Below are 25540 nucleotides of genomic sequence, written 5' to 3' on the forward strand. Positions count from 1 at the left end.
GGAAGTCTTTGGTGGACGACTACCAGTCGTCGCCGTCGTCTTCGCCCAGGTCCTGGGTGAGCGGCGAGGGCGCCTTCAGCCCGCCCTTGGTGCCGCCGGATTTTCCGCGCTGCCCGGTCGGGCCCATCGCGCCCGCGCCGCCGCTGCCGGCACCGACCGGCGCCGTTCCGCCGGTGGCCGACGCTCCCGCGGCTGCACCGACGGGTTCGACGGCGGCCGGCGACACCGGGCCGGCCTTGTCGATCAGGCTCGCCATCAGGGGTGTGCGCGGCGCCGAGCCTCCCATGCCGGGCAGTGACGCCGCCCGCACCAGGCCCGCGCCGGTGCTGGCCCCAGACCCGCCGGCCAGCGGATGGTTGGAAAATGGACTGGCCCCCATCAGGCCAAGTTGCTGCATACCGTGGTCGCCGGATCCCATGCCGCTGCCGAATTGGCTGACCATCGACGTCACCTGCTGCAGTGGTTGGGTCAGCTGCTGCATCGGACTCTGGAGCATCTGCGGTATTTGGCCGGCCTGCGACCCGATCTGGGTGACCATCTGCATGCCCGACTGCATGAACTGCTGCGGACCTTGGGTCAGCTCGTTCTGCTCGGACGGGCGCGCGTTCTGCGCGTGGCTGGCCTGACCCTCCCCCAGTGTTGCCGCCTGGCTGCCCGCGCCCACTGCCTCGCCCGCCTTCAAACCGACCGATTCGGCCAGGCCCTGTGCAGCCGCCCGGGCGAACACCGCGTCGCGGTAGACGGCACCCGGCGCATTCGCGGCCAACTGGCCCAGCGCCGCGCCCGCCGCTACCTCGGCGACACCCGGGATGACAACCGGCTTCGCCGGCAAAACCGGCTCGAACATCACATTGGTGGTGGTCTCCGCCAGGTACGCGTACATCGTGGCGGCAGCCAGATCCCACATGCGGACGTAGTCCGCCTCGTTGAACGCAATCGGCACTGTGTTGACGCCGAGGAAGTTGGTGGCGTTCAGAACAAAGTTGGTGATGTGGTTTTCCGCGATCTCGGGCAGCTGCGGGGTGGTTGTGGCCGCGGCGGTGTACGACGCGGCCTGTGCCGCTGCCTGCATGGCACGCTTCTGTGCCTGCAACGCCAGCGTCTGCAGCCAAGCCACCATTGGCATCGTCGCGGCCACCGCCCGTTCGCTGGCCATGCCGGACCACGCCCCACTGAGCGCAGACATGCTCGCGGCCAGCTCCAGAGCCTGAGTCTCCAGAGAGATTGCCCACGCCTCCCAGCCTGCGGCGGCCTGCAGCATCGGCTCTGCGCCGGCTCCGGCCTGCAGCCGGAAGGTATTGATCTCCGGCAGCAGCGCGGCGAAATCGATGCCTAACGGCGGCAACCCAACCATGGCGTACTAACTCTGGTCTCGAGGTGACTGCTTCGGCCGACGCTCTAAATCAGCGTGCCCGCGGCACCCTCGTCGACCGCGGCATAGATTGCGGCGGCCTCCGCGTAGGCTGCGCCGGCGCGTGCGAGCTCTTCCTGCGCGAAGCTGTTCAGAGCGCATGTCTGCACGCCCTCTGACGCGAATGCCAGCGCGGCCTGCGCCGAGACTTCGTCGATTCCGGCCGGCATCAGGCTCGTCACCGCCGCCGAAGCTGTGGTGCCAGCGGCCAGTCCGCGGGTGCCGTTCGCGACGACCTGGGTACCGATCGCGGCGATGGCCGGGTCGACTGCTAAGGGTTGCATTTCAAATCTCTCCTCACCTTGTAGCGGACATCCACATTCACCGTTATGGACGACCGCGCACCATTTCAGGCTGGGATTTGACACCCCTCGCGCATCAGCACGTCCTACGGCGTTGAAGTTGTCGAATCGATCCTAACCGCCGTGAGAGGGTGGTGCAGACACTTCTTCTGGAGGGTCGATATAGACCGCTTGGATGACTTCTTTAGCGTCCGGCGCCACCAGAAACGCCTGGCCAGGAGGTCTTTTTTTGACTTTAATCTCGCTGGACGGGAACTCTTGTTTGTCACCGGAGAGAAATAGGGTGGGCGATCCCGACCCGTATGCAACACCGACAAACCTGTCCATGGTTGCTCGGGCAGCCTGGCTCATTTGACACGTGACAATTACGTGCAGCCCAATATCCGCGGCCGCAGGTAATAGCGGTCCCAGCGGCGTCATCGGCGGGACTCCACCGGCAGCTGCCACGATCATGTGCCAATCGTCGACCAACAGCACGATGTCAGGCCCGCTCCACCACGACCGCGCACGCAACTGTGCGGCAGTCAAGTCGACGGGCGGCAATCGCTTTCGCAGATTGATCGCCATCGCTTTGATGTTCTCGTCCAGTGATGCGGCGTTGCGGTTGATGGCCCCCGCGTCGAGCAGATGGGAATCCGGTACCGCGTCCAGCAGTCCGGAGCGGTAATCGGCCACCATGAAACGCACCTGATCAGGACTGTTGCGGGCACAGATGGCCTGCGCAACGGCGTGAGCGATACGGGTCTTACCCGACTTCGCGGCACCAAAGATCAGCAAGTGCGGAGTGACCTGCATGTTGTTGTAGGCCACCGAAAGGTCTGCCTCGCGCAGGCCAAGCGGAATCATCCACCGGGCGCGGTAATCCGCATCTGGTCCCGGCGGGTTCGGATCCAGTTGGTGCAGATGGATACGTTCGGGCAGCACCCTGACCTCGGGCGCCTGTTCGGTGTGAAGGGGAGCGATTTGCTGCACTGCCGCCGACATCGCTTCAACCAGGTTGTCGGCGCTGTGCACACCGTCGATCCGGGGAACGCCGATCATCAGGTGGTGCTTTTCCATCGAGATCGCCCGGCCGGGACGGTTGGCCGGGATCTCGCGGGTTATGCGGTCGATCTGGGTTTCGTTGGTGTCGCCAAGTCGGAACTCCACCTTGGTGCCGAGATAGTCGCGCACCCGGGCCTTCAGTTCAGTCCAACGTGGCGTGGAGATCACGGTGTGGATGCCGAAGGCCAACCCCTGACCGGCCAGGTCTTGCACTATTGGTTCGAGGTCGGGAAATTCCCCGACGAACGCCGGCCACCCGTCGATGACCAGAAACACGTCGCCGAAGGGATCGGATGCGGCGGGATGATTCGGGTCGTCGCGCATCTGCCGATACGCCGCGATCGAGCCCACCCGATACTGCTTGAAAATGTTTTCCCGTTGGCGCAGCACGGCTTTCATTTCGGCAACCATGCGGTTGACCCGGTCCGGCTCGGATCGGGTCGCCACCCCGCCGACATGCGGCAGGTCTTCGAGGTAAATCAGCCCACCGCCACCGAGATCGATGCAATAGAACTGCACGTGGCGCGGTGAGTGGGTGGCCGCAGCCGACAAGATCATTGTTTGCAGAAATGTCGACTTGCCTGTCTGCGGGGCGCCGCCAACGGCGATGTTGCCGCTCGCTGCGGAAACGTCGATGCCCCACACTTCCTGACGATGCCGGCGCGGCTCGTCCATGACCCCCAGGCCGAATCGCAACGGTTGCCGGATGTCACGCTCGACGAGCTCATTGACCGGAGTCGGATCCATCAACGGCGGCAACCACATTCGATACGCGATAGCTTCACCGGTGCCAAGCTGATCCAGCACCACCTCGCGCAGTACCCGCGGTTCTTGTTCGATGCTCATGACGTCACCGCCGGGTCGAAGATCGGTGCCGCGGTGAACCGGTGGATGCGCACATCTCGCCTGCGCTGCGGGACACCAGGCGCTTCACCGTTTACTTCCCCGTCAACGTCCATGGCGGGAACGTAGGGCGTACCGGTGTAGACACTCTTGAATTTGACCGGGTCCTCCATACCGACCCGCAGGAACCCGACACCGCTTTCCTTGTTGGTGATGTATTGCGCTTCGGGCGTTCCGATCACCTGCTTGGATTCCGCCGAACTAGTCGTGCGCAACGCGATGCGGTAAGTAAGGTTGGGCTCCAGTTTGTCGATGCGCGCGCCGCCGGTGTTCAGCGACTGGGTCGCCAACAACAAGTGCACCCGCAACGACCGGCCGACGCGACAGATCCGGTCAAACAAGGCGATGAAGTCCGGGTGGTTGGCCAACAGCTCGGCGAACTCGTCAACCACGACGAAAAGTGTTGGCAGAGGCCGTAAGTCAGCGCCGCGCTCCCGGTGTTTCTCGTACTCAGCCACACCGGATAACGCGCCCGCAGCGCCCACCTGCATACCGGCCTGGCGCAGTATCGACTGCCGCCGGTCGAGTTCGCCGGTCAACACCTCACCCATGCGGCTGACAAGCTCAGCCTCTTCCTCCATGTTGGTGACAACCGCGGCAGTGTGCGGCAGTCGTTCCATACCCAGGAAGGTGGAACCACCCTTGAAGTCGGTGAGCAGCAGGTTGACCTGGTCCGGATGATGGGTGGCGGCCAGCGACAGGATCAGGGTGCGCAAGAACTCCGACTTGCCCGATCCGGTAGTGCCGATGAGCATGCCATGCGGTCCGGCCCCGAATTCCGCACCCTCTTTGATGTCCAGGTACATGACGTCGCCGGTCCTGAGCTCATGACCGAACGGGATTCGCAGTCGGTCCTGGTCGGTGTCGGCGAACATCCGCCAACGGTTCGGCAGCACCTCTTCGACCCCCTGGGCACCGACCAACTGGTGCCACTCGGTCGACACCTTCTTCTGGACTCGAGTGGTCTTGTCGATGATGGTCCCGGTGATGGACCACCCGGCCAGCTTTCGGGCGACCCGAGTGGCTTGTGCCGGGGACATCCGGTCGGTCACCGACGTCACCTGCCGGAATGTCTGGTTAGGAAGGCGGTCGTCCGCGGTGCCGTCCTTGTCGACCCGAATTCGGTACGCCGACCGGTGATTACCCAACGTGATGACCGTGACGCCGGCACGGCCGTCCATTGGGAAGCCCGCCGTGCCTCCGGTCAAATCGATGACCACCACGTAGGGCCCGCCGGGACCCGCATCCGGTGTGTGCGGGCCGCGAGCGGTCAAATCGCTCAGACCGTCTGGCCGGGTGAAGATCAGCCGAGTCGTCCCGGCGGCATCGGTGTCGGTCTGGTGCTGGAGATGCGGGAGCCACTTCACCCAGGACCACTCTGGGTCCTCAGGGTCTTCGGTGAGCACCCGCATCTGCAACAGGTCCGGTGGATGGAATACGGCCAAGTGGCAGATCATCGCTCTCAGCAACCCGGCCGCGCCCTCCGGATCACCGCCGAGTGCGATGGTGGGAAAAGTGCGCAGCTGCACCAGCTTCGGGCAATCGTGGACAAGTCCGTGAGTGCGCAGGAACTTCAACACCCACATGTGGCTTACGGGTTCAAGGTGCGGCTGGGGTGCGGCGTCGGGCCCCGCCAGCTCACCGCCGAGTGCAGGTCTCAGCAGCCGGTCCACCGCCGGCTCGGAGCCGAGTCCGATGCGGGTCGCCGCGTAGAAGTCGGCATTAGCCGGCCGAGACCACTGCCGGTGTGTGCCGACAAGCGACAGTAGATCGTCGGGATGTGGTGCGTGGTAACCGAAGAACGTGACCTGTGCGCTGGCCGATGAGGTCACGCGGGTTCGTAGACCGGCCAGATAGCGCAGATATTCCCTACGGTCGGCGTTGATTTCAGGGACCTTCTTGCCGCCCGGACCACCGCCGGCCATGAACCCCACCGTCGTCATGATCATCATCAACGGCATCATCAACATGTACGGTGAAAGCTGCCGGACGCCGGTGAAGACCATGATCGCGATCATGCCCAGCATGCCGCCGCCCATCACATACGGCAGCATCTTCTGGATGCCCGAGGCCGGAATCTCAATGCCGAGGTCTTCCGGTGGCGTGACAGTGATTTCGCCGGGCGTCAGGCGTGGTCCTCGCTTGACGGTCGGGGTGAACTTCTTGGTCGTCATCAGCCGCCTCGGGTTTCGATTTTCCGGGGTTTGGGATCCGGGGGCAGGGTGTCGTGCTCTAGTAGTGCGGCCTGCTTGGACAGCACCGGCCCGTCTACGAGCAACCGCACGACAGCCCACGGCGCGTTCTTGGGCGACGTCAAGCCGAGATACTTGGCCGTCTCTTCGTCCGGCAACCCGTACCGCACACCCTGTGGATCGATGTAGTACAACGCCTCACCGTGCTTCGGGTCGGGAGACTGGAGACGCACATACTTTCCGCCATCTGTGAAAACTGTTGTGGTCCCCTCGATCTGCTTGATACCGGTGCGCATCGCCGCAGGTGAAATCGGCAAGTGGCGGCCGGTGAGCACAGCAGTTTTGGCGGACTGGTCGCCGGGCTCGCGCTCCCACGACCAGCACAGCACGGGCGCCTCCTGCCGAGGCAGAATCTTCAGCGGTTCATCCGGCAGAGGCGAGCCGTACACCCGCTCTGGAATCCTCGCGACCAGGCTCGACTCGATCGACGGGGGCGCGATCAGCCCATAGGAATTGGTTGCGCGTAAGGCCGCTGACGTGGTCGCGTTCACCCGGGCAACACCATCGGGCAGCACCACGAACTTCTGTGGACCCGTCTCGCTCTGGGTTTGAAACACTGACCCGATTACCAGATTCTCCGGCAGCCCAAGAGAATTCGGCGCGCCTGCGGCGGGGATTGGTGGCACCTGCCAGGGTCCGGCGTCGGGAATCGCGTTGTACACACCTTCCGACATCGGGGTGGCCCTCGCGGTGACGGGTATCCCTACCGCCGAGGCGACCGCGCGGTCGGTCAGATCGATGACGTGGCGACCGGCTTTGGTCACCACCCATTCCCTGCCTTGATAGGAGGCGATCAGCGCCTGATTGGGCCGCACCGGACCTATCGACGCATCGGTAACCAAAGGCATGGCTATCACCGAAGTCTGGACGGCGGGAGCAACACTCTCCGGGTTGGCGACGGTGTCACACAGCGTCCAGTCCGACGAAGTATCTGACGTCACCGGGGTGGCGTACGGGGCGCCCGGGATGCCGATGCGCTGGCCCTTGGGCATCTTGTCCAGCTCGCTGGACTTCACCGCGTGCGGGTTGCCCGAGCTTCCCAGCACCAGCCGCGCCGAGGTCAGGTTGTAGACGGGGTGCAGCTCTCCGGTTCCCGACATCACCACATAGAGCTGGTTGGTGCTGCGGTCAACGAGCAGACTGTCGCCGCTTTGCCGGCCAAGCGGCTTGAAATACGCCAGCAGTCCGGCGCCGACCCCGATCAACACCGCGATCACGATGCCGAGCCCCACCGCCCGGCTGTAGAACTGCAGCGGATCGTCGAACATGCGGGTGTCTCGCCGCACGATGGCGTGCTCTACGCGCCGCAGCAAGAACCGCCAACCGCTGACCTGAACCTTGGTGGTGAGCCGAAATCCCGCCATCTGTCACTCGCCGATGTTGAGCCGTCGGTGCACCGAGCTGATCGCCTCCGCCATATCCTGGCCGTTGACTTCACGCAGCCGGTCCACGTCCAGGGTTTCGAAGTCGACCGCCTGCGTCAGGCGCATATCCCGGTACTGCTCACCGGACTCTACGAGTTGGCGCGCGTAGCGACCGTTGCCGGCGACGTCGAGCGCCGGCTTGTCGCCGACTGTGCGCTGACTGAGCAGTTTCGCCGCCTCCAGCAGATGGTCGGCGGCATCGGTGCTCAACGCCGAATCATTGGCGCTGGCAATGACTTTCGCGATATCGAGAATCTCTTCGGGCGAATAAGAGTCGAACTCGATCCGGGTCGCAAAGCGCGACCGCAACCCATCGTTGGCTTCCAGCAGCCGGTCGATGTCGGAACTGTAGCCCGCGATGATCACCACGAGCCGGTCGCGGTCATTTTCCATCCGGGCCAGCAGGGTGTCCAAAGCCTCGGTTCCGAATGGATCAGCGCGTCCGTCGCGTTCCTGAACCAGGGTGTAGGCCTCGTCGATGAACAGCACACCGCCGACGGCACGGTCGATGGTCCTGGCGGTCTTGACCGCGGACTGTCCCTCGTATTCGGCGACGAAATCCTTGCGGGAGGCCTCGACGAGTTTTGGTTCGGTGATGACGCCCAGCCCGGCCAGGATGTTGGCCACCACGCGGGCGATGGTCGTCTTGCCGGTGCCGGGGGGTCCAGCGAAGATCATGTGCTTGCTGGCCTGCGCGACCTTCATGCCGCGAGCCGCGCGGACCTTAGCCATCTGGGTGGCGGCGCGGTACCTCTCAATCTGCTCTTTGACCCGGCCCAGTCCGATCTGGCGGTCCAGTTCGGCTTGGGCTTCGGCGAGCAGCTTCTCCTGGCCCGACGTGTCGGCGACAACGCTGGAGGGATCCCAGGGGTCTTTGCGAGCCGCGATCTTTTCGGTGCTGGTTGGCACCAACCGGTAGGACGGATCTTTCAGCGCCGCAGCGACTTTGGGCTCGGGGTAGTTTGCCTGCAGCCACTCCAGCAGTGGCGTCGCCGATTCTTCATTGCCTTGTCCGCGCCGAATCATCGCCAGATGCCAGGCGATCACTCGCCCGCATGCTTGCCCCGCCGGCGAATCGTGCATCTCGGTCAGCCGCCGCTCAGCTTCGCTGAACAGCCCCAGGTTCGCGGAGGCGACTCCGTGGGCGACCCCGGCGGCAGCAGCCAAGAACTTGTCCGTCCAATGCGGAGCGCCCCTGACCTCGTCGATCACATCGGTCCAGCGTTCGGCCGCGCCGTAGACGACTGCCTTGGCCCACGACACCAGGTACTCGGCGCCGCTGGACGGCGTGGCTTCCAGCGCTTCCATGGCATCCGCATAGTTGCCGGCCGCGGCTTCACTCGCCGCGAAGCCCAGCGTGATCGCCAGCGGCGAATTGATCGGATAGGTGATGTCGCCGTACAGGCCGCCGATCGGGATCCTGGCGTTGAGGGTGGACATCGAAGTCTCACCTGCGCCCGCCAACCGGCCAAAGTTCATGCGCGAGTACCACGCCCGGAACAACGTCACCCGATCGGTATCGCCGCACCTGATGCGACCGATCCACGCATCGCAGGCGGACTCGTCATAGCTGGTGATTTCAGTGAACAGTTCCAGGGACCGCGCCGGCGACATGGGCAGCATGTTGACAGCGCTGGCGAACAGGTTGGCCAACTGCTCAGTCATGATCGCTCGCGTATCGAGTGGCAAAAACCTCTGCTGCGGCTGCGCTCGCCTCTTCCGGCGAGGGCAGCCGCAATTCGCGTGCCAGGAAATCACGCGTAGTCGCGTTGTCTTGCCCCAGTTCACGCATGGCCTCAGAGATGGACTCGTACTGGGCGGACCGGGCCTTCTGCCGGGCCAGATCTGCGATGACGAGTATCTCGTCAGCCAGATGTGCTTCGGTCATGTTGGTCACTTTCGCCGTCAGTTCAATCCCCTGGATGTGTCCATCCATAAACGCCGACACTGTCACCGTCCCCGCTGGGTTGGTCACTGTGAACAGCGGCGATTGAAGCTCTTCCTCTTCCACGCCAGGGGCAGCGATCGCATCCCAATCCCCGCCCACATCCGTCGTCTCATCACTCGGCAGATAATCGTCGAACAAGCCGAGCACCGACTCCTCACCGTCGTCATAACCAACGGAGAAGTCCAATGCGGCTAGATCGTCGCGATCGTCGTCGCCGTCTAGTGGGTATGGCGGAGTGCCATCCACCGTGTGTCCTTCCTGATTCTTACTACGAGTACTCGGCCGGGGTGGGCTCGAACCAGCTTCCCGACGGCAGGAATTCGACCAAACCGTCGAGCGCCCGCTGCAGATTTTCCGGTGTTCCGGGAAGAAAGCTGCCGTACAGCTCGCCGTTGACCCGCCGAGGAAGCGATACCACCCTGCCCTGCCGTGAGTCCGCGACTCCGGCGGCCAAGTCGGTTTGCGTCGACGTGCCGCCGGGGTGGCGTTCGCCGGCCGTGATCTCCACCCAGCTGGTCGGGTTGGCGATGATCTCTGCATAGACGCGCGCCGAAGCGGGTGCGACGCCGTACTGCGCGATTTGGCTTGCGGTCGTGCACTCGGCCAACTTGCTTGCGACTCCGGTGAGCGGTTCGACATCGGCGGCCGACGCGGGACCCAACACGGTGGTCACCATCCCGGCCAAGCCGATCTGCGGAGCCACCAGCTGCAATACCAGCATGTCGCCGTCACGGGCTGCGACGACATGGCGTTCTCCCTTGCGGCACAGCACGAAACGCACCATCGTGCCGTCGTTGACGTCGCGACGCCACCACCGCGCTTCCAGTGTGCGGTCCGCTCTGCTAAGGGTGTCGACCATGGCCGCGACACTGGGATGCGGCGCACCATAGATGTCCAGCACCCCTTGATCGGTGAGGTCGCGCCGCACTTGATCCCAGACGAGCTCACGCAGTTCCAGTTGGGGGATGTTGGGCCGGATGGCGAGCGACACCGGAAAGTCCACGAGGCCGAGGCGGTCGGCAATCACCAACATGCCGTCGATGGTCACCTCGACGCCGACGACGTCGCCGACGTCGCCGGAGGTGCGGTCCGTGGCATAGGGACTGGTCATCGTCTTCCTCGTTTACATCTGCCGGTCGACGCCGACTGAGAACAACGCGCCACTATTCGCTGCCGTCACGCGCGGTTCGCCGCCCATCGGCAACTCCTATCTGCTGGCAACGTCGTTCTAAACCTACTGCGTTGTGGCTGCGTCCACGCGCTGGATGGTAGAGATGCAGCTGCGCGGCCACACTTCCGCCCGTAGCGCCCCGCCGGCGCGCTCACCCGGTCTGAAATCACCGATGTCGCAGGTCGACCAGCGCTACATATCGACCCACAGGCGAAATTTTAGTGCCACCGTGACAGGCTGCCGCGCACAATTTCCGGCGACGGATCAGCACTCCCAGCGACGGTCAGCGCCAACTGATCTGGTCGACCAGCGACGCGATCGCAGCTGCAGTCGCGGTGGGCAGCGCTTCTTCCCGCTCCGCGGCGACGATCATGCCCTCCGCCACCCCCGCCGCCTGCGCGGTCTCTGTTATCGACAGGTTGGCGCGGCGCCGCGCCGCATACAACCGTTGCCCCAGCGTGGCGGCGGGCGCCGTCGCGCCCAGCATCATCAGTTGGTCGTAGTGGTGGCGCACTGTGCTGAGCGCCTTGATCAACGGCGGCGTAACCCGGCCGATCTGAGTGGCGCGGACGGCGACCGCCTCAACCCGACGCAGGTCCGCCAGAATCGGCGCCGCTGCGCGGGTGAAGTCTGGATGCTCGACCGGTGGGAGGGCGGCGATCGCGAGGTTGCAGCTGTCCACGGCCGCAATCACCGCATGTGCGATCAACGGCACCTGGTCGTCGCCAGAGAGGACTTCGGTGACTTCTTCACCGGGAACCGACCCGCCCTCTCGGATCCGGGCGATAGCACCCGGCGGCCAGCGCAATACCTCTTCGAGCTTGGCCCTGGTCCGCTCGCGCGGCCAGCTACGGCCTTTTTCGAAAGCGATGAGCGCTCCGGCATTAATGACCCCGTCGGCCGCGAGGCTGCGTTGACTGATGTCGAGTTCACGGCGGCGAGCCGCGGCCGCCGCGCCCGCACGGACCACCCCTGGGTCAAGGTCGTCGATCCGCCAGGTACCGGTGACGTCGAGGTCCTCGCCCTCATTCGACCGCGGCTGGGCGATGCCCTTTGACGGCACCACAACTTCGAATACCAGCGTCTTGCCATCGCTGGCGCCGCCCAGACGGACTGTCGTCCGATCCGCGATCGTTACCGACCTTGTCGGTAGTCCGTCGACGAACATCCCGTTGGAGCCGTTGTCGACTACTCGCCACTGTCCGTCGGTTGACTCCACTTTCAAGGAGACCCGCCGGTCATCGATCTGCACACTGTCCTGAGGACTACTCCCAATCGTCACGACGCCGCGCCCGGGTCCGATCGCATGAGACTTGTCGCCGTCGTGAACGATCAACAGAGCTGGCTCGACAGTCGACTCGACGTTGGTCATCTCTGGCGATTCCTTGGATTGAGTTGGCGGTGGCGTTGGCTCGGCCGCCAGCCTGATCTTAACCGTTGCGGGCTAGCGCCCGCTATGGCTTAGCTACGTTTCTTGGTCACATCGGAACGTTAGCGCCAGTCGGGTCTAGTCCATTAACCGTGTCGGTGCTACAGCCCCGTGGATGGGAAAGCGTCGCAAACAGCAGCGCTTCCGGTGCGCCCAGACCACTGGATGCCCGGCGTATCCAGCGCGGCAAGCGGCGCGGCCTGCATCACTCGGGCCAGTGCCGTGACCTGGGCTGATCGCACGCCGACCTGCGATCGAGCTGCTAGCCGGCCAACCCTCACTTGGTGATGTTTCACCCAGCGTGCCTGCGTGACGGTCCTGGTCGCTTCTGTAAAGCAGAGCGCCAGCTGCAGCGTCCGATGTAGCGCTTTCTGTTGCATCGCTACGGTTTGTGCTATACGCTTCCGAATCAGCAGCCGCGAGACTGCGGCACTTACCGGAGGAACCAGACACATGACCGCAACCGCTCTCTACGAGCTTCCGCTGGGCGCATGCACACAGGACCCCGAGCGTTGGACAACGGCTGCCGATGATGAGGCCAAGACAATTTGCCGCGGCTGCCCGCGTCGGTGGCAGTGCGCCCGAGAAGCCTGCGAACTGCCTGGCATAGAAGGACTCTGGGCAGGAGTCGTCGTTCCGGAAACCGGCCGCGCGCGGACCTTCGCGCTGCGCCAACTGCGCTCCCTTGCCGAGCGCAACGGTTACCCCGTGCGAGAGCGGCGAGTCGCGCCAGTTCCCGCGTAACCCTAGGCTGGCGCCGCCGCTGCAGGTTCGAGGGGTGGCTGCGGGGCGCCCAACATAACCGACCCCTGCGGATCGTCGTATCCGCAGGGGTCGGGCTATTTATCGAGTCGGTTGGAAAAAGGGCGTGACCTTAGCCCGCGCCCTGGCCGGCAGTTCCAGAAGTTCCCTGGCTACCGGCCGGCGTCGCCTGGCTCGCGCCAGGAGTTGGGTTCGCCGGGGCTCCGCCCGTCGCGTCTGGGTTACCGCCGGTGGCAGGTGCCTCGGGGGCGCCTCCCGTAGCAGGCGTTCCCTGGCTACCCGGGGCCTGGCCGGCCGCCGGCGCTTCAGGACTACCGGCCGGCGCGGGCGCCTCAGGGCTGCCGGCTGTACCGGGCGCCGCCGGGATACCGGCCGTACCCGGAGCCGCCGGGGTACCTGCCGTACCGGGCGCCGCCGGACTGCCTGCCGGTGCCGCCGCGCCACCAGTGGCCGGGGGCGTCCCTTGGCTTCCGGTAGGGATCGGTGTGCCTTGACTACCGCTGGCGGGGGGCATCGACGGGTTGCCGGCGGGGGCTGCGCCGGTATTGCCAGACTGAGCAGGCGAGGTCGAGCTACCGGCAGCCGAAGTGGTGCCGCCACCCATCCGGCCTTGCGGTTGCGATTGCACCCACGAAGCTAACTCCCGGCCACCACCGTCTGTGTACACCACCGAATTCGGGCTGTCCCCGGTGACGTCGAAATAGATCTTGCCGCTGGTCTTCTGCCCCTGTGCAAGCCCGGCGGGATTGACGCCCTGCGGCGTCGCAGCCTGATACAAGACTCGGTAGGTCTGACCACTTGCCGAATGCGCGTTGAAGTTCGAGACGACGGGTGTGGCTCCGCCCTGAATGGCTTCATCCGTGGCCGTGGCTTCCCACAACGTACCGTTCACCGGAAAAGAAATGGCATCCGAGCTTGGCTTAAGGTCGCTGACGGTCCAGCCCTGAATGTTCGTGCCATTCACGACTTTTGCCTGGCTGCCCAGGCTTTGGGTGTTTGCGACATCCGCGGCTTCATCTGCAGAGGCAATCGATGCGCCGGCGATGCCGACGGCACCTGTGGCGGCAATGGCTGCTGCTGCAATTGCGGTGGTGGTAATGATCTTCAAGGCGGTTCACTCCCCTATCGTCTTCATCGTCTTTAGCGGCAGTGCTGCGACGGATTGTTAGACAAGCACTGGCACATTATGCCCATTCTCTGGAGCCTAGGTGTCGCCCGCGCAAATTAACACCCCTGTGTTCTACCACCCGATCCGTAGTACTGCACCGCGCTTGCATTCGCCTCCGGTATTCGGCCAAGGGCCGTCACAAGTGTCAGGAATGGGATGTCCACCACGAATACAGCTGATCGAGAGTCGGCCCCTGTGGCTCCGTGTGCACGACGCTCACCAATAATGCATCGTCATTGGTCCACACCACCGAAGGAAAGCCTTGGTGAGTCCCACACAACAACATGCCGCTGGGTTGGTCGGGGGTGGCGTTCCGGTGCCAAGGCCCCGGGGATTGGATTCGCCCGGGGCAGTCCACGGGGGCGGACGTCCGGACGATTCTGTCAAAAGCGGCGCGGACCGCTGCTTTATTTGGAAACAGTGCATACGTTGCCGACGGTGGCCCGTCGGGGTCGGTGTTCGGGCCACAAGAAGCCTTGGCAAAGGCGCCCTTCGGCGGAGGAATCGGATTACAGCTACCGGGTGCGTAGCCGGGGGGCAACAGGCTGAATAGCTGAGCTTGGGTCTCGGCCGCAGGCGGTGTGGACACCGGCGGCGTTGACGCGGTCGGCGGAGAGGACGTCGGTTCGGCGGTGGGTGGTGCGGGGGGAGCAGCTCCCGACGGCAGCAGCACCCAGATGAGCAAGCCGACGATGGCTACGACGACCACCGCGGCGATCACACCGACCCGCGATATGGGCTTCCGCTTACGGGGCATGGGCCGGCGCGGGGACACGCCGGGCGGTGGTGCCCCGAAGTGTCCGTGCCAGCCGCCGCTTCCATGCGGTGGGAAAGGGGGTGCGTTCCGCGGGCCGTCGCCGGCAGGATGCGCGGGACCCGCGTGGCCCCCGCCGCCACCCCAGCCGGGACCACCGGATGGCGGTGGCGGTGTGTGTCGCAGCGGCTCAGAGCCGCCGGGGTGGTGATACGGCGGGCCGGCCGACGGATGCGGCGTGACGCCGGGCGGCGGTGTCGGAGACGGTGTGCGTCCGGGCGGTGGGGTTGGAGAAGGTACCGGTCCAGGCGCTGGCGTGGGAGTAGGAGCACTGGCGGGCGGGTGCAAGCGCTGCGTGGGCATGGTGGCTTGGTCAGTTTGCCGTGTCGGCAACGTGGCTTCTTCGCTGCGCTCGACGATGTCACCGGCACGGTCTTGATCCCGTGCACTCAGTGCGTCATTGGCTGCCTGCGCCAACTCGCCGGCACTCGTGTAGCGGTCCTTGGGGTCTTTGGCCATACCACGCGCAACCACCTCGTCAAAGGCGTTCGGAATCCCTGGCTGCAGTTGGCTGGGGTGCGGGATCGGTTCCATCAAATGCGCGGTGATGAGCATTCCGGCGCTGTCGGCGCGATACGGCGGCGAGCCGGTCAGACACTCGTGCAGCACACAGGCCAACGCATACACATCGACGCTGTGGGTCACCTCGGCGTTGGTAAAACGTTCCGGCGCAGCGTATTTCCAAGTCCCCACCGCGCTGCCCGCCTGGGTCAGTTTTTCGTCGGTGGTGGCGCTGGCAATTCCGAAATCGACGAGGTACGCGAAATCGTCGCGGGTGATCAAAATGTTTTCCGGCTTAATATCGCGGTGTATCACCCCGGCCGCATGGGCCGCGTCCAATGCAGAAGCGGCCTGGTGCACAATGGCGACCGCCCGTGGCGGCGTCAATGCGCCCGACTCGTGCAACACTGCGGACAAGTCGGTGCCTTGTATCAAGCGCATGTCTAAATAGAGGAGTCCGTCGATTTCGCCGTAGTCATGTACCGGCACCACATGTGGCTCCTGCAACCGGCCCGCGGTGCGTGCTTCTCGCTGCAAGCGCTCACGGAACACGGGATCCTGGCATAGTGCCGGCGACAGCAGCTTCAACGCCACTACCCGCTCTTTTACCGTGTCCTCGGCTTCGTATACCTCGCCCATGCCGCCGCGGCCCAGCAGCCGCTTGAGGTAATAGCGCCCAAACTGTGACCCCACGCGCGAACCGTGCGCGGCGTCGCTCATCGCCGACTCCTTAAGCCAACCCGCGACCCCACCGGCAGCGGCGAGGCAATCATCCGGCAACCCACCGACTGCGCCGCCAGGGTGCGTCAACTATGACGGTAATTCCTCGCCACTTTGGTCACACGGTAACCGTAGCAGCCGTTCTTAGGTGGCCAGTCATGCTTGGTTAGCACGATAAGTGCAGGCGAGTGAGAGCGGAAATCGGCGCGTGCGACGACGCGATCTTGGCGTTACGTCAGTTCGTTGCGGTGGCGGCCCAGCTCTAGGTCGGGCTCCCCGTCGCGGCTCGCCTGACGCCCGACGTCGACCCGGCGCATTCTGACGTCCGTGGGTTCCTCGAGCTGTCTGCTGCGCCACCGATTCCGGATTTCCTGAGTCGCGTGTTTGATCCGGTCGATCTCGCTGCGGACATCGTCGGGCCTGGTCTCCTGACTCGCTACCTGGAAGTAGGTCAGCACGCAGCGCAACAACTCGAGCTTCTGCTTTTCGCGCTTGGCCAGATCGTGCGTCGTCATCAGATCGATCCGCTGCACCGGGGGCAGCGTGCCCCAATCCAGGACAATCTTCGTTTCGATCGGCTTACGTCGCCGCGCTTTGAATTTGCGCCACCGCCCGCCCGGCGCCGGACTGTCGTAGTAGGTGGCAGTACCGGCGAAGCGCGAAGCTATCGCGCCGCCCAATTGATGCCGGTCAAGTGCGGAATCCCAGACAGTGCGCCATTCCTGGCCTGGCGCCAGCTCAGGCAGTTCCTCTGGCAGGTGGAGTTCGGTGATGTCGACCATGCCCTCGTATGCGTTTTCATACTCGGCCACGGTGGGCGGGTTGCTGAATTGGAACTGGACGTCGTATGCCGTTCGCTGACCGAAATTTCGGACTACCAACTCCACCAGATGCCAGTCAGCCGCATGGGGCTCCATGAACATGGTGACTTGCGGGCGGTTGTCTTCGAAGCTCAGCCTCCGCAGACGAGACAGGTGGTATCGCACATAGATGAGCGCAACGAGCGCGATAGCGGCCATCACCCAGAGAGCCAGCCCCAGCCACGCGGTGGCCCCGAAGTCAGTCAGGTCATGCCATCGGTCGTTAACCCACCCCACCGAAACCACCTTCCGCCGACATGCCCGCTCGGCCCCAGCCCTGCTCGCTGGACGTATCGCCACAACTACGGTGCCGGCTGCCGACACGCTGCATCATAAGTGACTTCTGCGCACGAGTTAAATTCGCATCTGCGCCGCAGATTTGGCGGTTTAGCAAAAGAACTGCAGCTGGCACCACCCTTTCGGTTTCAACGTTTGTCGTACCCCTTGTCGGGTGCACGCAATTGCCAAATGATCCCCTGCCGGGCGTGACTCGCCACACCTGGATTCGGCGCGGCGAATTCGTCGATGGTGTCGCCGGGGAATGAGGCAGGCTAAGCGTGATGAGCAGACACGACGAGCCCGGCGAGGGCGAGGAGACGGTGCCCCGACACGCAGGCCGGCGCCCACCGCAACCCGCTGGCGACGATGGCGAATCAACGGCGTTCATCTCGCGGCACCCGGGTGGCGCAGGCCCCCCGGCGCCGGGTGGCTGGCTACCTCCGTCGCCGATGCCCCCACCTTCTCCCCCGGTACCGCCGATGGCGGCCGGCTGGCAGGGCGGCGGCCCGGTGCCGCCGCCACCTGCACATTGGGGCAGTCCCCAAATGCCGCCGGGCGGCCCCCCACCCTGGTATCCGCCCCCCATACCGTCAGTGGGCGCAGCTGGGCCGGCGCGACCACGAACGGATGTGCGGTGGTGGATCGTCGGGGCCGCGGCTGCTGTCGCGGCTGTCCTCGTTACCGCGGTGGTGGTGACCCGTAACGGCGATGGTTCCAGTTCTCCGGCTACTCACGCATCGTCTTCCTCGCGGCCGACCGCCGCGGGGACGGCGCCACCGAGGCTGCCCTCGCGGCCCTCGCCTTCGAAGCCCCCGCCGCCACCCGCCGCTCCGGTTGACGTGGCGGCATTGCCGGGTCTGCTGTCCTCGCCGGAGGAGATCGGCCAATTGGTCGACAACGTCACGATGGAGCCCAGCGCGGTCGATAAGGCACCGGCCTCGGGACTGTCAGTGACACCGGCCCACTGCGCCGGCGCGGTGGCGCCGGTGACTGAGGCGACCTACTCAGGGTCGGGGTACTCGGGGTTAGCGGGGCAAGCGTTAAATGCGACGACAGCCCGGGTGATCCAGGGCGTCGTCTCATTCGCCGACGCCGACTTCGCGAAGTTCTTCTACGACACACAACTCACTCAGTGGCGGGGCTGCCAGGACACCGACGTCACGGTGGCCTACTCCGGCGGTGCCAAGACCGATCAGGTGCATCTTGGTGCGGTCACCGAATCAGCGGGCATGGCCAACGTCTTGATTGTTCCGTCGGCAGCAGCCACGAATCGCCAGTGTCAGCGCGCTTTGACCGTCCGCAACAATGTGGTCGTCGACGTTCGGGTCTGCTCACCGAATCTTGACGACGCCGGAGTGACGCTGGCCCGCAGCATCGCCCAGCGCGTCCCGGGATAGCGCCGATAGTTTCCTTAACTGCTGCTGAGGGTGGGGACGAACTTGGCGTCGAGGTACTGGGTCGCCAGATAGCCGCCGGGGTCGGCCAAGGCCGCGACCGTGTCGGGGTCGTCGGCAATGACCATTCTTCCTCGGTAGGCAGCCAATTCGCGGGGTAGTCCGGCGGCTCCCCCGCCGCCGGCAGCGCTGTCCGTGCGCACCACGACCAAGTAGTCGGTGTTGATCAGGTAGAGCTTGGTGGGGTCGGTTACGGGCCGCTCCGAATTGGTGTCATTGGATTGGCGGCGCAGTGTGTCGCTGTAACGCAATCCCAGTGAGTCCAGGTAGTCGGCGGCGTTGGACGGAGTGAGTGTTTGGGTGACGCCGGAGTTTGAAATATTCACGATTGAAACGGTTTTCCCGACCAGATTCGCGTGCTGGTTTTTCAAATCAGTCTGTTGGGCGCTGACACTGTTGATGAGCTGGGTGGCTTGCTCGTCGTGGCCGAGGATGCGGCCTACCCATTGCAGTTGGGTCTGCCAGTTCCACAGTTGATCATCTTGCGGTCGCGTGATCGTCGGAGCTATGGCGCTCAATCGTTGGTAGGTGGCATCGTCAATGTTGCCGGTGGCGATGACGACATCGGGTTTGGCGGACTTGATCGCGTTGGTGTCGACGAAGCCCAGCGCCGGCGGTGAACCGGTGATCTTGTCCCGTTCCCAGGATGGCAGCGACCCATTGGGTGTGACGATAGCTACGGGTTGCTCCCCCAACGCCAGTACGGCATCGGAATCGCCAAGCCCAACGGCGGCAACGGCTTTGGGTTGCTTACTGATTTCGGTGGTGCCGTGCGCGTGGGTGAAGGTCTGCGCCTGGTAGGCGGGTTTGGGGGCGGCGCGCGGCCACAGCATCACCGCGGCCACCGCGATCACGGCAATCAACGCAGTCAGCGTCGCCGGGAAAGCAAGCCGGCGCAGCCGGTCTCGGCCTTTGCCTCGTCGGGGGGGCTGGCCAATCGAGGGGCCGCCAGGTGGCAGCGGGGGGCCAGGAGGCAGGTGGGCGGGTCCACGGGCGGCTGGACCTTGGGGACCGCTGAAGAAGCCGGTGGGATAACTCGCCTCGTGATGAAATGCCGGTGGCGGCGACGATGCGGGACGTGGCTGCGGCCGAGTCGGGCCGGTTCGCGAGGTGGTCGGCCAAGGCTGGGTGGATCGCGGGATAACGGCTGTGCTGTCTTCAAGTGCCCGGGCCGCCGCGTTGGCAACCTCGCTGGCTTTTTGGTATCGAGCCGCGGGTTCTTTGGCCATCGCTGTGGCGATGACATCATCGAGGGCAGCGGGCAACTCTGGTATGAGATCAGTGACCTTCGGCGGCGGCTCGGAAAGGTGTGCGGCTGCCATTGCGGCTAGCCCCCCGGAGCGGCCAGCGTAAGGGTTTTTGTTGGTGAGTAGTCGGAACAGGCTGCAGCCCAACGAGTAGATGTCAGCGCGGTGGTCAATGTCCATGCCCGTCAATGCTTCTGGCGAGGCGTAGGCGATCGACGCCATCACCATCCCGGTGGCGGTGAGGTGGGCTGACTCGTCGAAGGCCCGCGCGATGCCGAAGTCGGCGAGGAAGATGCGTTCATCATCGGGGGCGAGTAGGAAGTTGGCTGGTTTGACGTCGCGGTGGATGATGCCGCGGCGGTGCGCGTAGTCGAGGGCCTTCGCGACTTCCGCGATGATGTGGACTGCCCGCTTGGGTGTCATGGCGCCGGCACGTAATTCCCGGTCGGCGTCGGTACCCGCCACGTATTGCATGGAGATCCACAACTGGCCGGCGTCGGTTTCACCGCGGGAGTAGACGGTGACGATGTTGGGATGATCGAGGGTGGCGGCCAAATCGGCTTCGCGGAGAAATCGTGCGCGAAATTGCGGGTCGCGAGAGTACTCGAGGCTGAGGACTTTTAGGGCGTCGCTGCGCGGCAGGACCAAGTTAGCGGCCCTGTAGACCGTACCCATCCCACCTGACCCTAGTTCCGTCTCGATGGTGTAGCCGGCGACGGCCAAACCTTCGCTGAATACCATTGGCCGCCTCTACTTTCCGACCAGGAGGATGTATTGGGCGGCCATCTGTTGATGCGCGTCACGAAGTTGAGCGGAGGTGACTTCGACCGCGTAACGGCCAGCGGCCGCAGCGCAGTAGTAGGACTGGTTACCGCTGAATTGCAGGCAGTGGCTGGCTTTCAGGTTGGGCACCGGGTCGGCGGCTTTGCCCATGGGCTGAGCTTCGGTGTAGAGCGCATTGGCCAGCGCGGTGGCGGCTGCGGGGTCACGGGCTTGATAAACCCAATCCAGGGGGCTGACGGCGGCGTCCATACCGGCGTCGGCGAATGCTTTGGCCGAACCCAGGGGGTCGTACTGCAGGTGTGCGGCCCCGCGCGGGCCCCACGTACCGTTGGACAGCACGGTGGCGTCTTTGTCGGCTATAGGGAGCGCCTTCGCCAATACGCCGCTGGGATCTCTTGGCAGGTAGGCGAATTGGTCTGGATCAGTCGGCTCGAATCTGTCGATCAGCGGCCCTTGTAAGTCCAGCGCAGTGCCCACTAGCACCGCGGCGGCTTCGGCGGCGTCCGTGGTTTCGACCCGCTGGTAGAGGACATAGGGGCCGCGCGCGGTGAAAGATTTCACCGTGCTCCATTGCTGGCCATCCGAGCGAGGCGCGGTGTAGCTAGTGGCGGTGGCGTCAGGATGGTCGGGGATCGGCAGCACCGCGGCTGGGGTTGGTGTCGGCAGGGCAAGCGCTGCAGCATTCATGTCATTGGCCGCGGCGCCGGCCGCGTCGGGGTCGGCCAGGCGGATGACCGCGTTGTAGAGGACGGTGCGGTTGGTGTCCTCACGGGCCACGACGAAACCGTTGACGTAGTTGTGCCGGCCGCAGGCCTGAGCGATCTCGTCCGGCATGATCTCGGCGAGCGCGCCGGGATCGGACTTGAGCACCATGGCCCCGGGGGAGAACCCGAATGCGTGGCCAGTGACGATGGCCGCGTCGACGTCGGAGGGGTCGATCACAAATTCGGCCATCCGCTGCGCTTCAAGGATCGACCCGGATGACGGGCTGCCGGCCACACCTAATGGCGGGCGCGGGGTGGTGGGGTAGTTGCCGTGGTCGAGCAGAGAAACGTCGATCGCTCCGGGAGGCGGGCCGCCGGGAGCGCGTACGGCCGCCCCGTCCACGACAGTGGTACAGCCCCCGATCGACAGGCACACAGCCACCGCGGCCAAGGCGCCGGCCCGGCGGATGACGTCGTTCAGCATTGGGCAGACCTCACGTCCTACGGCAACCCGGCTAAGAGTCGCTGCAGGCCGGCGGTGTGGGGCTCAGGTAGCGCAGCGCCGGTTTCGGCTGTGCGGATGTCATCGCAAATAAGGTCGACGAGGTCGGCGGCATCCTCGACCGTCAATTCCGTCGGCTGTCATCGCCACATCCTAAACCGTGGTGGCGTTGCAACTGGCGGCTGGATCGAACCTGGCTGAAATTGCGTCCGAACGCCATGTAGTTGTCCACGCGGTCAACGGCGCCAGTGCACTGGTCCGGCCCACAGCGGGCGTTCTTCAGGATGCGGCGCGGAGCGTGGGCGGCGGTAGGTGATCGGGATCGTCAGTGGCGGTTGGCGTTTCGGTGTCGCGACACTAGAGCTGCCGACGAGGTCGTCACCTGAGCGTTGCGGCTCAGAACGCAATAGGTGGTAAGCGGCCAGAACCTGCTGCAGTTGTCTCTCTGTGCCGGTGGTGGAAGCACCGGTGTGACGGGTGTCGGGGTGAAGCGTACGTAACTTCGCCCGAAACGCATGGGCGATCTCAACTGGGGTGGCTGTGGGCGTCACACCCAGCACGGCATAGGGGTCTAAGTCCGCAGGCATACGTACCATCATGGCCAGGGCGCAAATCGGCGTTGTTTGCGTCAACAAACGCTTTTGCGGTTGCGTTAGGCGTGTCAATAGACATCGCAATTTCCCGCAGCGAGACCCGCTGCCGGGGAGAGCGCAGGTTCGGCAGCGGGACCCACCGGGGTATGCAGTAACGCTCAGCGGCCCACTCGCATCGAGGATGCGCCACGTCGGGTGGCGGTGCGCGCACAGGCTTAAAGCTGTGTCGGGCGCGGTGAGTTAGTGATCATTCAGCTGAGGACGGCGCGCGAGTCGTTATCCGCTCATGAGTGTTGCCCAGCGCATCACCTCCTACTGATCTAATTTGCGACGTTGGTTTCGGCTGCGGCACGGAGGAGACCGTTGGGTGGGCCGTCCTCGCCGGCCGCACCGCCGTGCAGCGCGCCGGTGTGTGCGGTAGGGCTGCAGCGACCTACCACGCCGTCGGGGCTCGCCGGTGAGAAGCGCGAGCCGCGGAGGGCGGGGCCGGGCAGCGGGCATTTCGGCACGATCCGTGGTGAAGTACTCGTTCAGTGCGGCGTCGAGCAGGCGCATCCATTCAGCGCGCACGATGCTCTCCGCCTCGTCCAGCACAACCTCGATCAGCGTGTCGGTGGTCATCGTTCTCACCTCCTTCGCGTGAGGCAGCCGCCGCCCGGCCCCTGCGGTTAAGCGTTGATAGCCCGCTCGTCGTGCCTACCCGCGATCTTGATGCGGCGAGGCTTGGCCTTCTCGGCAACTGGGATTGTCAGCCGCAACACGCCGTCTTGATAGGTGGCCTCAATCTGGTCAGCATCGAGGTTGTCACCCAAGAACAACTGGCGGCTAAATACACCGCGCGGTCGTTCCGCCGACACCATTTCGCGGTTCTGATCCAGACCGGCGCGTTCCGCGTGCACGGTTAGCACATTGCGTTCGACATCGAGACCCAGGGATTCTTCCCGTACTCCCGGCAGGTCGAACTCGACGATGAATTTATCGCCCTCACGCCAGGCGTCCATCGGCATGACCGCCGGCCGTGCCGCGGTGCCCAATACCTGCTGGGTCCAGCGGTCGAGATCACGGAACGGATCGGTACGCATCAACATCATCTCCACCTCCCAATTTGTGAGCAGATCACCTGTGTGGTCTGTTATAGATTTCTATATAGCACCTGTGATAGATTCGCGCAAGAGTGCGTCGTTCGATGAGTTGGAGTGCCGCGTTGATCGAGGAGACGACCGCCCGATCCGGGCGCGGGGTGTACAGCATCTCGGTAGCCGCCGAGCTGTCTGGTATCGGCGAACAGACCCTGCGACTCTATGAAAAGCGTGGACTGCTAAACCCTGCGCGCACCGCTGGCGGGACGCGTCGCTACAGCGATGACGACCTCGCGCGCCTACAGCGGATCAGCGAGTTGGTTGCAATCGGAGTTAACGTGACCGGCATCGGCGAGATCCTCGGGCTCGAAGCAAGCAACGCTCGGCTGGAGTCCGACAAAGCTCAACTGGAATCCGACAACGCGCAGTTGGAGTCCGACAACGCCCGCCTGGAGTCCAACAATGCGCAGTTGGAGTCCGACAACGCCCGGCTCGCTTCGGACCACCGCGTCGATATGGCGCCTCGACATCGACCGCAAGCACGAGAAAGGGAGGGACATGATGAAGACAGACGAATTCGCACCGACCCATGATGTGCCGGAGGCAGACCTTGCCGAGCAACGGATTCCTGTCGATGGAGCAGACGACGTTGCGGGACTGGATCTGGACTACTTAAAGAATGCCCTGAGCGTGGAGGCCGACCTGGCTGATCTCTTCGATCAGGCCGTCTGCGTTCCACTCCCAGAGGACGACTACGAGATCGACTCGTGAAAGGAAGCCGGCTTTGGTCGAGTAGCGAAGCGTGATTGTCAGCGGCGGCGGGCGGCAGTTCGAACCGGTTCTTCGAACTCGGTGCGGTGGCCGCCCAGGCCGCTTCGGCCCCGACGCGCTCACCACCACCCGCGCCATCGTCGTCAGCCAAACCGCCGACCAACTGTTGGCGCAACCAACAAAAGCCCCGGCCGATCGCCGGGGCGATCTGTCACCGATGACGCGCCTCATATGTCACCATGACTCGACTCATCACACGGTGGGCGAAGGGGGACTTGAACCCTCACTTCTCCGCGCTGAAATGGTCGTTTACCTGCAAAAACGCATTGACAGCGCGTTAACTCAGAGTAACTGAAGGAAACTCTTGCGAACTGGGAAGACCCGAGAATTGGGTGACGCCGCCACAAAGATGCCGAGAGTTTCCCCACCTTCGAGGACCTCGACAAGATCGGCAGTCACTTCGGGCTCAACCCACGGTGGTTGCAGGTCGAGTTTGGCTACCTCGAGGAAGACGAGCTGCGATCAAAACCGCGAGCGAAAGCAGGTCGCGCGAAGAGCTGAGTATTGGTGTTTGCCGCAGCCGTATCGCTGCGCCGCCCGATGCTGGGGGTTGATCGGCATGATTAGGCTCATCGGGCCATCGCGACCAATCGGTGGGCGATCTTGCTGACCGTGTCCATCTCGCCGGTGGCCACGGCGATCACCAGATCGAACTTCTCGTCCTCGGACGCCGAGACTGTGTAGCCGTTGTAGCCGTAGAACAGCCGCATGGCGACCCAGCCAAGCCGCTTGTTGCCGTCGATGAGGGCGTGGTTTTTGACCAACGACTCCAGTAGCGCGGCGGCCTTCTCGTGGATCGTCGGATAGGCGTCCTGGCCGAAGACTGAGGTCCGTGGCCGGGCCAGCGCGGATTCGAGCAGGCCGAAGTCGCGGACCTGTGGTGTGCGCCCGAGATAGGCGGCAGCCGCGGCCAGCAGGTCGTCGAGGTCCAGGTACTCGACACTCATGCGTCAGCCAGTCGGCGCAGCAGCCCAGCGTCCTCGTCGAGGATCTGAGCCAGCAGCGCCGCACGGCGTGCGTTGCGGTTTTCGAGGTACTGGTCGACGGCTTTAAGGGCAACGGCCTGCATCGACAAGCCCTCGCGAGCAGCAGCTTCGCGCAGCCGTGCGGTCTGGTCTTCGGTCAGACGCAATGTCATCGCCATACGATGATGGTATCAAGTGATACCGAAAGATACCGCGCTCCATCGGCGGGTTGGCATGCCAGGTGGCTTCGACAATGTTTGCCCAACGGATTACGCCGCGCGGCCGCAAACCTCCGCGACAGCACCGTGCGTCAATATCCAACGGACCCCTGACGACAGGGTGACGCCGTCACCCAGCACCAAATGTAAAAACATGGTCTGACCTGCGGTAATAC

At 64.4% G+C, this 25540-nt stretch carries 23 protein-coding genes; 5 read left to right on the plus strand and 18 right to left on the minus strand.

Features of this window, described 5'->3' with window-relative positions:
- Positions 1 to 19 precede the first annotated feature (19 nt).
- From AC5Y5W_RS20320 to espM, 9 genes are all read right to left on the minus strand, one after another.
- The gene (locus AC5Y5W_RS20320; protein ID WP_500022567.1) at positions 20 to 1354 is read right to left on the minus strand and encodes a PPE family protein; all 1335 of its coding nucleotides are present in this window, start codon (positions 1352 to 1354) and stop codon (positions 20 to 22) included.
- A 44-nt stretch (positions 1355 to 1398) separates the two neighbouring features.
- A complete protein-coding gene (locus AC5Y5W_RS20325) occupies positions 1399 to 1695 on the minus strand; it encodes a PE domain-containing protein (protein ID WP_499889922.1) in 297 nt (98 codons plus the stop codon).
- Between the two features lie 132 nt (positions 1696 to 1827).
- The gene (gene eccCb / locus AC5Y5W_RS20330; RefSeq protein WP_500022568.1) at positions 1828 to 3603 is read right to left on the minus strand and encodes a type VII secretion protein EccCb; all 1776 of its coding nucleotides are present in this window, start codon (positions 3601 to 3603) and stop codon (positions 1828 to 1830) included.
- Positions 3600 to 5834: a type VII secretion protein EccCa gene (gene eccCa, locus AC5Y5W_RS20335; protein WP_500022569.1), complete on the minus strand. Its 2235-nt coding sequence runs from the start codon at positions 5832 to 5834 to the stop codon at positions 3600 to 3602. The genes eccCb and eccCa overlap by 4 nt, the downstream gene beginning before the upstream one ends.
- Positions 5834 to 7276: a type VII secretion protein EccB gene (gene eccB / locus AC5Y5W_RS20340; RefSeq protein WP_500022570.1), complete on the minus strand. Its 1443-nt coding sequence runs from the start codon at positions 7274 to 7276 to the stop codon at positions 5834 to 5836. Before eccB ends, eccCa begins: the two co-directional genes overlap by 1 nt.
- A gap of 3 nt (positions 7277 to 7279) precedes the next feature.
- Positions 7280 to 9001 (minus strand): type VII secretion AAA-ATPase EccA, encoded by a 1722-nt coding sequence (gene eccA, locus AC5Y5W_RS20345; protein WP_500022571.1) that lies wholly within the window; start codon positions 8999 to 9001, stop codon positions 7280 to 7282.
- Positions 8994 to 9470 (minus strand): YbaB/EbfC family DNA-binding protein, encoded by a 477-nt coding sequence (locus AC5Y5W_RS20350; protein ID WP_500022572.1) that lies wholly within the window; start codon positions 9468 to 9470, stop codon positions 8994 to 8996. Before AC5Y5W_RS20350 ends, eccA begins: the two co-directional genes overlap by 8 nt.
- Before the next feature lie 82 nt (positions 9471 to 9552).
- The gene (locus tag AC5Y5W_RS20355; RefSeq protein WP_499889911.1) at positions 9553 to 10395 is read right to left on the minus strand and encodes an ESX secretion-associated protein EspG; all 843 of its coding nucleotides are present in this window, start codon (positions 10393 to 10395) and stop codon (positions 9553 to 9555) included.
- Positions 10396 to 10738: 343 nt separating this feature from the next.
- Positions 10739 to 11827, minus strand: coding sequence for an ESX-1 type VII secretion system transcriptional regulator EspM (gene espM, locus AC5Y5W_RS20360; protein ID WP_500022573.1), 1089 nt, complete (start codon positions 11825 to 11827; stop codon positions 10739 to 10741).
- Between the two features lie 510 nt (positions 11828 to 12337).
- On the opposite strand from espM, the gene AC5Y5W_RS20365 reads away from it, so the two are divergent.
- The gene (locus AC5Y5W_RS20365; RefSeq protein WP_499889907.1) at positions 12338 to 12628 is read left to right on the plus strand and encodes a WhiB family transcriptional regulator; all 291 of its coding nucleotides are present in this window, start codon (positions 12338 to 12340) and stop codon (positions 12626 to 12628) included.
- A gap of 130 nt (positions 12629 to 12758) precedes the next feature.
- On the opposite strand, the gene AC5Y5W_RS20370 is transcribed toward AC5Y5W_RS20365, so the two are convergent.
- The 3 genes from AC5Y5W_RS20370 to AC5Y5W_RS20380 form a co-directional block, all read right to left on the minus strand.
- On the minus strand, positions 12759 to 13754 hold the full coding sequence (locus AC5Y5W_RS20370; RefSeq protein WP_500022574.1) for an MPT63 family protein: 996 nt from the start codon (positions 13752 to 13754) through the stop codon (positions 12759 to 12761).
- Positions 13755 to 13959: 205 nt separating this feature from the next.
- On the minus strand, positions 13960 to 15849 hold the full coding sequence (locus AC5Y5W_RS20375) for a serine/threonine-protein kinase (protein WP_500022575.1): 1890 nt from the start codon (positions 15847 to 15849) through the stop codon (positions 13960 to 13962).
- Positions 15850 to 16079: 230 nt separating this feature from the next.
- Complete coding sequence (locus AC5Y5W_RS20380) at positions 16080 to 16946, minus strand: DUF8453 domain-containing protein (protein ID WP_500022576.1); 867 nt, start codon at positions 16944 to 16946, stop codon at positions 16080 to 16082.
- 881 nt (positions 16947 to 17827) lie between these two features.
- Here AC5Y5W_RS20380 and AC5Y5W_RS20385 point away from each other — a divergent pair.
- Entirely contained in the window at positions 17828 to 18385 is a 558-nt protein-coding gene (locus AC5Y5W_RS20385; protein ID WP_500022577.1) for a sensor domain-containing protein, read from the plus strand.
- Between the two features lie 14 nt (positions 18386 to 18399).
- On the opposite strand, the gene AC5Y5W_RS20390 is transcribed toward AC5Y5W_RS20385, so the two are convergent.
- From AC5Y5W_RS20390 to AC5Y5W_RS20405, 4 genes are all read right to left on the minus strand, one after another.
- Entirely contained in the window at positions 18400 to 20430 is a 2031-nt protein-coding gene (locus AC5Y5W_RS20390) for a serine/threonine-protein kinase (protein ID WP_500022578.1), read from the minus strand.
- Between the two features lie 9 nt (positions 20431 to 20439).
- On the minus strand, positions 20440 to 21660 hold the full coding sequence (locus tag AC5Y5W_RS20395; protein ID WP_500022579.1) for a DUF7373 family lipoprotein: 1221 nt from the start codon (positions 21658 to 21660) through the stop codon (positions 20440 to 20442).
- Between the two features lie 254 nt (positions 21661 to 21914).
- On the minus strand, positions 21915 to 22277 hold the full coding sequence (locus AC5Y5W_RS20400) for a J domain-containing protein (RefSeq protein WP_500022589.1): 363 nt from the start codon (positions 22275 to 22277) through the stop codon (positions 21915 to 21917).
- Positions 22278 to 22939: 662 nt separating this feature from the next.
- Positions 22940 to 23362 carry an Hsp20/alpha crystallin family protein gene (locus AC5Y5W_RS20405; protein WP_500022580.1) on the minus strand — a complete coding sequence of 141 codons (423 nt, stop codon included), beginning with the start codon at positions 23360 to 23362 and terminating at the stop codon, positions 22940 to 22942.
- A gap of 95 nt (positions 23363 to 23457) precedes the next feature.
- Here AC5Y5W_RS20405 and AC5Y5W_RS20410 point away from each other — a divergent pair, with 95 nt between their 5' ends.
- From AC5Y5W_RS20410 to AC5Y5W_RS20420, 3 genes are read left to right on the plus strand one after another with little or no spacing between them, the layout of a single operon-like run.
- Complete coding sequence (locus AC5Y5W_RS20410) at positions 23458 to 23943, plus strand: MerR family transcriptional regulator (RefSeq protein ID WP_500022581.1); 486 nt, start codon at positions 23458 to 23460, stop codon at positions 23941 to 23943.
- Positions 23912 to 24121, plus strand: coding sequence for an Rv3202a family protein (locus tag AC5Y5W_RS20415; RefSeq protein ID WP_500022582.1), 210 nt, complete (start codon positions 23912 to 23914; stop codon positions 24119 to 24121). Before AC5Y5W_RS20410 ends, AC5Y5W_RS20415 begins: the two co-directional genes overlap by 32 nt.
- Positions 24122 to 24152: 31 nt before the next feature.
- Positions 24153 to 24476: a hypothetical protein gene (locus tag AC5Y5W_RS20420; protein WP_500022583.1), complete on the plus strand. Its 324-nt coding sequence runs from the start codon at positions 24153 to 24155 to the stop codon at positions 24474 to 24476.
- 274 nt (positions 24477 to 24750) lie between these two features.
- Here the strand turns inward: AC5Y5W_RS20420 and AC5Y5W_RS20425 are convergent, their stop codons facing one another.
- Both AC5Y5W_RS20425 and AC5Y5W_RS20430 read right to left on the minus strand, forming a co-directional pair.
- Positions 24751 to 25128: a type II toxin-antitoxin system death-on-curing family toxin gene (locus tag AC5Y5W_RS20425; protein ID WP_500022584.1), complete on the minus strand. Its 378-nt coding sequence runs from the start codon at positions 25126 to 25128 to the stop codon at positions 24751 to 24753.
- On the minus strand, positions 25125 to 25325 hold the full coding sequence (locus AC5Y5W_RS20430; protein ID WP_500022585.1) for a CopG family transcriptional regulator: 201 nt from the start codon (positions 25323 to 25325) through the stop codon (positions 25125 to 25127). Before AC5Y5W_RS20430 ends, AC5Y5W_RS20425 begins: the two co-directional genes overlap by 4 nt.
- Positions 25326 to 25540: the final 215 nt, after the last annotated feature.

It is taken from the genome of Mycobacterium sp. NGS51, from assembly GCF_059812525.1.